Origin of the sequence: Rhodoblastus sp., from assembly GCF_052145335.1 — a bacterium.
In the GTDB taxonomy this organism is placed as follows: domain Bacteria; phylum Pseudomonadota; class Alphaproteobacteria; order Rhizobiales; family Beijerinckiaceae; genus Rhodoblastus.
Map to the genome: position 1 here is coordinate 1 of NZ_JBKQOU010000088.1, position 9,028 is coordinate 9,028.

At 61.9% G+C, this 9,028-nt stretch carries 6 protein-coding genes, 1 tRNA gene and 1 riboswitch; of the genes, 3 read left to right on the forward strand and 4 right to left on the reverse strand.

What is annotated here, in order from left to right:
* Positions 1 to 122: 122 nt before the first annotated feature.
* Positions 123 to 197, reverse strand: a tRNA-Gly gene (locus ACLP2E_RS06250).
* Between the two features lie 35 nt (positions 198 to 232).
* Complete coding sequence (locus tag ACLP2E_RS06255) at positions 233 to 1,345, reverse strand: 2'-deoxycytidine 5'-triphosphate deaminase (RefSeq protein ID WP_442464753.1); 1,113 nt, start codon at positions 1,343 to 1,345, stop codon at positions 233 to 235.
* Between the two features lie 156 nt (positions 1,346 to 1,501).
* Positions 1,502 to 1,582: riboswitch (SAM riboswitch) on the forward strand.
* 74 nt (positions 1,583 to 1,656) lie between these two features.
* Between ACLP2E_RS06255 and ACLP2E_RS06260 the strand changes: the two genes are divergently transcribed.
* The gene (locus ACLP2E_RS06260) at positions 1,657 to 2,862 is read left to right on the forward strand and encodes an O-succinylhomoserine sulfhydrylase (RefSeq protein WP_442464754.1); all 1,206 of its coding nucleotides are present in this window, start codon (positions 1,657 to 1,659) and stop codon (positions 2,860 to 2,862) included.
* A gap of 84 nt (positions 2,863 to 2,946) precedes the next feature.
* Entirely contained in the window at positions 2,947 to 3,357 is a 411-nt protein-coding gene (locus tag ACLP2E_RS06265) for an Ivy family c-type lysozyme inhibitor (protein WP_442465437.1), read from the forward strand.
* A gap of 164 nt (positions 3,358 to 3,521) precedes the next feature.
* Here ACLP2E_RS06265 and ACLP2E_RS06270 read toward each other — a convergent pair whose 3' ends face one another.
* On the reverse strand, positions 3,522 to 3,914 hold the full coding sequence (locus ACLP2E_RS06270; protein WP_442464756.1) for a DUF2147 domain-containing protein: 393 nt from the start codon (positions 3,912 to 3,914) through the stop codon (positions 3,522 to 3,524).
* 201 nt (positions 3,915 to 4,115) lie between these two features.
* On the opposite strand from ACLP2E_RS06270, the gene ACLP2E_RS06275 reads away from it, so the two are divergent.
* Positions 4,116 to 6,830: a bifunctional acetate--CoA ligase family protein/GNAT family N-acetyltransferase gene (locus ACLP2E_RS06275; RefSeq protein ID WP_442464757.1), complete on the forward strand. Its 2,715-nt coding sequence runs from the start codon at positions 4,116 to 4,118 to the stop codon at positions 6,828 to 6,830.
* 81 nt (positions 6,831 to 6,911) lie between these two features.
* Here the strand turns inward: ACLP2E_RS06275 and ACLP2E_RS06280 are convergent, their stop codons facing one another.
* On the reverse strand, positions 6,912 to 8,339 hold the full coding sequence (locus ACLP2E_RS06280; RefSeq protein ID WP_442465438.1) for a L,D-transpeptidase family protein: 1,428 nt from the start codon (positions 8,337 to 8,339) through the stop codon (positions 6,912 to 6,914).
* Positions 8,340 to 9,028 lie beyond the last annotated feature (689 nt).

Genomic DNA, 9,028 nt, shown 5'->3' on the forward strand with positions numbered 1-9,028 from the left:
GCGAATGAAATGTGGAGGGGAAGGGGTATGAGGTGCTGACATATTGCTGACAGGGCGGAGGATCGGGCTCCGGAAAATCCGCGCTGCGTTGCTAAATATGAAGCTAAATCAATAGCGTGGACTGGAGCGGGCGATGAGAATCGAACTCACGACATACAGCTTGGGAAGCTGTCGTTCTGCCACTGAACTACGCCCGCTTGTCTGCCTTTCATAGCCGGATGGAAGCCCGGCTTCAACGGGGCAAGCGAAAATGTTTCGACAGCTTCAGGCCCTGCGACTGATAATTTGAGCCGAGCCCCGCGCCATAGAGATCGTGCGGGATCTGCGCCATGCGCTCATAGACCAGGCGGCCCACCGGCTGGCCGTCCTCCAGGATGAAGGGCACATCGTGAGAGCGGACTTCCAGCACCGCTCGCGCCCCGGCGCCGTCGGCTTCGCTTGCGCCAAAGCCCGGATCGAAAAATCCGGCGTAATGCACGCGGAATTCGCCGACCAACGCGTCGAAAGGCGTCATTTCCGCCGCATGGTCGGGAGGCACCAGAACTTCTTCCTTGGAGGCCAGAATATAAAATTCACCTGGATCGAGCACCAGTTCCCCGCGCCCGCCGGAAAAGACCGGCTCCCAATAATCGGCGACCTCGCAGGCGTCAGACTTGTCCACGTCGATCAGGCCGGTATGGCGCTTGGCGCGATAGCCGATCAGGCCGTCGCCGCCGAAACCGGAGAGATCGATCGAAATCGACACGCCGCCGGTAAAACAGGGATTCTCCAACGAAACCAGTTTTTGCCGGAGGTGAAGCGCTTCATGGGCGTCGTCGTCGAGCCGGGCGTTGCCGCGACGAAAGCGGATCTGCGAGAGGCGCGAACCGCTGCGCGCCAGAATTGGAAAAGTGCGCGGCGAGATTTCCGCGAACAGTGGACCGTGATAGCCGGCTTCGACCGTATCGAAGGCGCGCGCCCGGTCGGTAATGACGCGGGTAAAGACATCGATGCGGCCGGTAGAGCTTTTCGGATTGGCGGCGGCGGCGATGTCGGCGGGCAAGGCGAGCGTTTCCGCGAGTTCCGCTATATAGACGCAGCCGGTCTCGAGAACGGCGCCAGGGCCAAGGTCGATTTCATGCAGCGCGTGACAGGCGATGGACTCGGCGACAGAACGGGCGCCGGGAAGAAAACTGGCCCGCATCCGCCAGGCGCGCCGGCCCAGCCGCAAATCGAGGCTCGCCGGCTGAATCTGGTTTTCCGCGAAGGGCTCGGCGGGCCGGATCGCGCCAGCCTCGGCGAGGGCGGCGATCTGGTGGGCGGCGAAAATGCCTTGTTCTTCTGCTGTCGCCGCCTGAATCGCCACGAAAAACCCCTGCCAAAATGGATGGTCGAGGAAAATAGTGCTAAAGCGCGAGTAAATAAAGGGATAGCTCGCGCCAGCGCGAATCGGCGAGTTTGCGCGCCATTTTCTCCGCCGTCATGACCCGCCAGCGCGTTGACCATGCGCCGTTGCGGGCGTAGAAGCGCTTGTGGTCATTTGAGCCGGCCGGCTTGCCGCCACATGAAATTAACGCGCTAAACAGGCCGGGCTTGCCTCGAATTTTGAGCGGCCCCGCTTTTTTCGCTCCCGACGGAGCGGCAAATGTTCAGGCGCCCCTGTTTTAGGATGCCCACATGTCCGCCTATGACCGCCCCGCCATCGACGCCAAGACTTTACGCCCGCGCACCCGGCTGGTGCATGGAGGCGTCCTGCGCTCGCCCTTTGGCGAAACCTCCGAGGCTTTGTTCCTGACCCAAGGCTTCGTCTATAACAGCGCCGAGGTCGCGGAAGGACGGTTCACCGGCGAGGACGAGGGCTTTCAATATAGCCGTTTCGGCAATCCGACCGTCGCCATGTTCGAAGAGCGCGTGGCCCTGCTCGAAGGCGCCGAAGCGGCGCGGGCCACCGCCACCGGCATGGCCGCCGTGACGGGGGCGCTGATGGGCCAGGTCAAGGCGGGTGACCACATCGTCGCCTCCAGCGCGCTGTTCGGCTCCTGTCTTTATATCGTGCAGGACTTGCTGCCGCGTTTCGGCGTCGAATCGACCCTGGTCGATGGTTTCGACCTGACGCAATGGAAGGCGGCGCTGCGGCCCAACACCAAAACCGCCTTTCTCGAAAGCCCGACCAATCCCGGCCTCGGCGTGCTTGATATCGCGGCCATAGCGGAAATCGTCCATTCGGTCGGCGCGACCCTGGTGGTGGACAATGTCTTCGCCACCCCGATGTTGCAGCGGCCTTTGGAGCTCGGCGCCGATTGCGTGGTCTATTCGGCGACCAAGCACATCGACGGTCAGGGGCGTTGCCTAGGCGGCGTCATTCTCGGCTCGCAAGTCTTTATCGAAACCCACGTCCACAATTTCCTGCGACAGACCGGCCCGGCCATGTCGCCCTTTAACGCCTGGGTGCTGCTCAAGGGTTTGGAGACGCTGCCCCTCCGCGTTGCCCAGCAACAGGCGAACGCCGAAAAAGTCGCCGACTTCCTCGCCGGGGAGAAAAATATCGTCCGCGTATATTATCCGGGGCGGAAGGATCACCCGCAACATGAACTGGCGCAAAGGCAGATGAAAGGCGGCTCGACCATGGTCGCCTTTGACGTCGCTGGCGGCAAGGCCGAGGCCTTTCGCATGGCCAACGCTTTCGAGGTGATCAAGATTTCCAACAATCTCGGCGACGCCAAGAGCCTGGTGACCCATCCGGCGACCACCACCCATCAGCGCCTGAGCGAAGAGGCGCGTGCGGCGGCAGGCATTGGCCCCGGCATGTTGCGCCTGTCGGTTGGTCTGGAGGACGTCGAGGACCTGATCGACGATCTGCGCAGGGGGCTGGCTGCGGTCTGACGGAAAATCTTTGCGGCGCGGCAGGCTTTTTCCCCTTGTTCGGCGTTTCTCCTGAACTGAAACCTTTTCAGGGGGAGATTCGCCGTGCGTTTGGCGTTTTCTTGCGTCATCACAACTTTTTGCTTGGCTTTGGCGCCGGCGCACGCCGCTTGGGCGCAAAGCTATCCCTTTGAGCTCGCCAGGGCCGATCCTTTGGCTTTCGCGGCCTGGCGCTGGGTCGTGCCGGCCCAATTTCGCAACACCCCCTGGATTGGTTCGCTCAATGGCGCTGCGGGGCTGATGTCCCGCGTCACCATGAGACAAAAGCTGTTTTATTACGGCAAGGTCTGCATCGCCTATGATTGCCGAGGTAATTTCGCCGCTTTTCTCATCGCCGCCGACGGTTCCGAGGCGGCGGGTCTGGTGCAATCGCGGGCGCTTGGCGTCGGCAATCTTTATTTCGGGGCGCCAGATGATGAGGCGCGTCAACTTTTGGTGGTCAAAATTCTCCAATAATTCCGCGGCAAACAAGCAACGTATCTGTTTCCCAAGTCGAATTGTATTTTCCAAATCGTTGAGTAGGATTTCGCCATGGCCGCCTCGGGCCGCTGGGGCGTGCGGCGCGCCGCGAGGCGACGCCGTCGGCTGCTGGAAATCAAGATCCGACAATGAGAGAAAAATCAGCCAGCGCGGCGCCAGGTCACGTTTTTGCAGATCAGGCCGCCGAGCACGCAGCCGCTGGTTTTCAGCCTGTTGCCGCTGAGGGTCATTTTGCCGCTGTAGGTCTTGCCGTCTTCTGGGTTGAAGGCCTTGCCCGTCCACGAGTTCTGATCGGCGCGGGTCATGTCGAAAAAAACCTGCTGGCCGACATGCGCCTTGGAAGTGGGGCTTTTCAGCCAGACGATGACTGCGCAAAGAGCCGGTCCGCAAGGAGAAAACTCGATTCGCGCCGCGCCGTCGTCGCGCATCCAGATGCCTCCGGCCTCCTGCGCAAACGCGCAGGCCCCGCCGGCGCCAAGCGCCGCAACGACAAGGGCGGTTCGAAAAAGGGCGCGACAGATGTATGGTTTCATTTTCTTCCCCACCGCTTCGGCGGCGAATCTGATCCATCGCAAGGCCGACCGCGCTTTTTTCCGCGAATCATGCATGAAGTCCCGGTCTTCGCCGGACCAGCCGGATATTTGCGGCCCATGCGCCGTCGGTCAAGCTTTCAGGTGAATTGCCGGTAAAAGGGCCTTATTATCCTGCGCAAAGGGCTCTTCTGGAGAGTGTCGATGAGCACGCGTAGCCTGGATCGAGCCTTTCAGCCCAAGTCCCTGGCCTTGGTCGGCGCGAGCGACCGCCCGGGATCGACCGGCCGCGCGATGCTGCAAAATCTCCTCTCGGAAAATTTCGGCGGCGTGCTTTATGTCGTCAATCCGCGCTACCAGGAAATCGCCGGGCAGAAAAGCTATGCCCAATTACGCGATCTGCCGCAACCGCCCGATCTCGTCATTGTCGTCGCGCCACTGGAAAAGGTCGTGGGCATAGTGAACGAGGCGGCGGACCTCAACGTCCCCGCCGTCATCGTCATGACAGACGATACGGAGCCAGGCCCGGAATCGCTGTTTGAACAACTGCGCGCCATCGCCCGCTCGCGGGACATTCGGATTTTCGGCCCCAATTGCCACGGCGTGATCGCGCCGCGGAGCAAACTCAACGCCAGCCTCTCGGCGCAACCGGTGCGGCCGGGCGATCTCGCCGTCATATCGCAATCGGCGGCCGTGCTGGGGGCGATCGCAGCATGGGGACATCAACGACAAGTCGGCTTTTCCGGCATGGCCTCGCTCGGCCACCAAGCGGACATTGATGTCGACGATCTTCTCGATTACTTCGCCCTCGACCCGATGACTCGCGCCATTCTGCTCTATGTCGAGAATATCGAGGACGCCCAGGGTTTCATGTCAGCTGCGCGCGCTGCATCGCGGGTGAAGCCGGTAATCGTCGTGCGCTCCGGGCGGCACGAGGCGTCGCGGCGCGCAGCGACACATGCCGGCAATCTGGCCACGACAGACGATGTCTATGACGCCGCCTTTCGTCGCGCCGGTCTTCTGCGCGTTGCGTCAATTGGCGCGTTGTTCGAGGCTGCAGAAGCGCTGGCGCGGATCAAGCCATTCAACGGCGATCGTCTCGCCATCGTCACCAATGGCCGCGGCGTTGGCTATCTCGCGATCGATCGGCTGCTCGATCTCGGCGGCAAGCTCGCCGAAATTTCTCCAGCCACGAGCGAGGCCTTGCGGCCCCTGCTGCTCAAAAGCTGGAGCGGCGCGCCGCCGGTCGAGCTTCCAGGCGACGCCAGCCCCGCTGGTTTCGCCCAGGCCTTGTCGATGGTGTTGCAGGATCGCGCCAATGACGCGGTTTTGGCGATGCACTCTCCCAATGTCCTGATCGACAGCGCGGAGGTCGCCACGGCGACGGTCGAAGCGGTCAAGCGTTACCGCCGCGCTTCTATGAACGCCAAGCCGGTTTTCGCGGTTTGGTACGGCGCCGATGACGCGATCAGCCACATTTTCGAAGAAGCGCGCATTCCGCGCTACGAGGGCGGCGCGGTCGCCGGCTTCATGCACATGGTGAAATGGCAAAAGGCCCGCGAGGCGCTGATGGTGGCGCCGCCGTCGCTGCCGGTCGATTTTGCGCCCAATACCGCCAAGGCGCGCGCCATCGTCCAGCAGGCGATCGCGCGCGGCCATAATTGGCTGGCGCCGGTCGAAATCAGCACTTTGCTCGAAGCTTACGATATTCCCATCGCTCCGGCGCGACTGGCCCGGTCGCCCGAGGAGGCCGCCGAGGTGGCGCGTCTGGTGCTCGGCCGCTATGGCGGTTGCGTGGTCAAGATCATGTCGCGCGACATCGTCCATAAATCGGATCTCGGCGGTGTCGTGCTCGATCTGCGCTCGGTCGAGCAGGTGGTCGATGCGACGAGAAAAATGCTCGATCGCGTCGCAATCGAGGCGCCTGATGCAAAGGTCGACGGCGTCACCATTCATCCCATGGTGCGCCGGCCCAATGCGCGCGAACTGATGATGGGTGTCACCGATGACCCCACTTTTGGCCCGGTCATCGTGTTCGGGCGCGGCGGCAAGGCTGTCGAGGTCATCAACGACAAGGCCCTGGCTTTGCCGCCGCTCGATCTGTCGCTGGCGCGCGGCCTGATCGAACAGACGCGCGTGGTGCGGGCCTTGCGCGATTACCGTGACGTCCCGGCAGCCGACATCGACGGCATCGCGTTGCTGCTCGTGAAAATATCGCAGCTTTCGGCCGACATCCCCGAAATGCGTGAACTGGAGCTCAATCCGGTGCTGGCGGATGCTGACGGCGTGGTGGTGGTCGACGCCCGCGTCCACGTGGCGCCGTTTACCGGCCGCACGGTGTCGGGCGGCAATCCGCGTTTCGCCATCGCGCCTTATCCCAAGACGCAGGAGCGGCACACCACGCTCAAGAACGGCACGCCGGTGCAATTGCGTCCGGTGCGGCCGGAAGACGAGGAAATGTACAAGGTATTCTTCACCCATGTGCTGCCGGAAGACATCCGCTTGCGTTTTTTCGCGCCAGTCAAAGAGTTTACGCACGCCTTCATCGCAAGGCTGATCCAGATCGATTATGCGCGCTCCTTCGTCTGCGTCGCGGTCGAGGAGCAGACCGGCCTGATGCTCGGGGTGGTTCGGCTCATGCTCGACGCCGATCGCGAGCAAGGCGAATATGCGATTTTGCTGCGTTCCGATCTGAAAGGACAGGGGCTGGGCTGGAAACTCATGAAATACATGATCGAATTCGCCCGCCAGGAGGGGATCAAGGAGGTCGAGGGCCAGGTCATGAACGAAAATGGCCCGATGTTGTCGATGTGCCAGGCGCTCGGTTTCCGCATTGTCGACGATCCGCAGGAGCACGGGGTCAAGAAGGTGATTCTCGACCTGTCTCACGCGCCGACCGAGGCCGAACTCAAGCCCTGATTGTTCGCGCGACCGGCCCATTATCGCGGAAACGACATTGGCCGGTCAGATAAGCCCCTTCGGACAAAATTCAGGAGATCATCAGCCGCCGACCGTGTCGACATTATAGACGTCGTCGCGGAAATGCACGGTGCCGTCGGCCGAGGCCCAGCCCGTCATATAGACCCAGATCACTGGCACGGGTTTGGTCAGTTTGACATCCTCGCGCGCGCCGGCGGCGATCCGGTTCTGGATGGCGTCGCGCGTCCATTCGCCGGTGGGCGAACCGGGAACGCCGCGCAGCAGCCAGGCGGCGAGGTCGTAAACCCCTTCGACGCGCACGCAGCCGTGCGACAGGAAGCGGTAATCGTTGGCGAACAGATTGCGCGACGGCGTGTCGTGCATATAGACCGCGTCCGGATTGGGCATGGCGATGCGGATCAGGCCGAGCGAATTTCCGGCGCCCGAATCCTGCCGCAAGGTGTAATTGACCGCTTTTTCCGAATTCCAGTCGATCGAGCCCGGGTTGACCTCCTTGCCGCGTCCATCGAGAATTTTGATTCGGGCGCGCGACAGATAGTTCGGTTGCGTGCGCATTTTTGGAATGATCTCGTTCTTGATGATCGATTCCGGCACGGTCCAGGTCGGATTGAGATTGACGGCGACGATTTTCGCGGAAATCTGCGGCGACTGATGGTCGGGGCCGCCGACGATGGCGACGTAACGATGGGCGACGACGCCGTTTTCGATGGCGTCCACTGCGGTCGAGGGAAGGTTCACCACGACGTATTTGTCGCCGAAGGTGAAATTCATCCCCGCCAGCCTCTGCGCGCTGGACGCCAATTGCTTGAAACGGACGTTGGCCGGAATGTTGAGAGCGCGCAAAGTCGCGCCGGCGACGATTCCGGTTTGCTTCAGGCCGTTGCGGAACTGGAAATGCTTCACAGCCGCCGTGAGCGCCGGGCTCCAGGTGGAACCGGATCCCTCCGCGCCGACGAGATCGCCCTCGACCGCGAGCCTGCGGCGCAAGGCGACGACGCCTGGTCCCTTGGCGCCGGGCGAAAGCCCGCCGGGAACGTAAGGCCAGCCGCCGGCGTCGACGATATTGGCGTAGCGCTCCGACGCCTTGGCGGTGGCGAAGAAGGTTTCCGGCTGAAGAACCGGCGTCGGATCGTCGGATAGCGCCATTTCACGGGGAGGCGCGACCGGCTTGGGCTTCGGCTTGGGCTTGGGTTTTTCTATCGCGCCCGCGGTCGAGGGCGCTGTCGCGGACGGCGGCGCCGGCTCGGTGGCGGCGGGGGCCGGCGCAGCGGCGGCGGGCGCGGCGACTGCCGGAGCTGCAGGGGCGGTGGCTGCGGGAGCAGCAGGAGCGGTGGCTGCGGGAGCAGCCGGCGTTGCGGACGCTGGCGGGAGCAGAGGCTGGCTTTCGATCGGCGCCGGCGACAGCGGGCTCTGTGCTGCGGCGACGAAAGGTCCGGCGCAAAGGGCCGCAGCGGCCAGAAATCCGATCCAGTTTTTCGCGCGCGTCATAATGAAGGCTTCCCCTAACCGTAGCCCCTCGCCTCAGAGAGACCGAATAACACTTAATCGCCGCCGCTTGCCAAGGTTTTTGCCCAGGTTTTTGCCTGGCTCAGGTTGATTATGTTCTTGTGTGGCCTTTTTACGGCGGTCGTCCCAGAGCATTGGAGAGCCGGAAAACACAAGCGCTGGCATAGCGCCTAATTAATAGGCAAATTGCCCAGTAGTTTTCGCGCAATACCGTCGCGACTTGGCGCCACAAAATTAGCCATATTTCTTGATGTTATTATATCACATTGATCTGAAATGATATTATGGACCAAGGCGGTCATTTCGCTTGCCTGCTGCGCCTATGGCATGTTTCTGGCAAACATGCCACCCAAGCAGGCAATCCCACCGGATCGGCCGCCTTTTCGTGCGTCCGGCATTCCACAAATCCGCCGTCACGCTGTCCAACGCAACTCGTCGAAGGCGATGAATTGCGAAGGATGGCTTTTGGGCGTTGAAAAAGTAAAGGCTCCGTTACTCGAATGCCACAGATCTAAATAAACCGTAACCTGTAACGCTAATCCTTATTGCTTCTTTATAGCGAGCCATGAGAGTCGCGTCCCAGAGCTTTGAAAAAAACGAGTCAGAATCCGGCCCTTGGCGCGGGCGCCTTATCCTGGCGCTGCCCATCGGGCCCCACTAGCGCAGGTCCC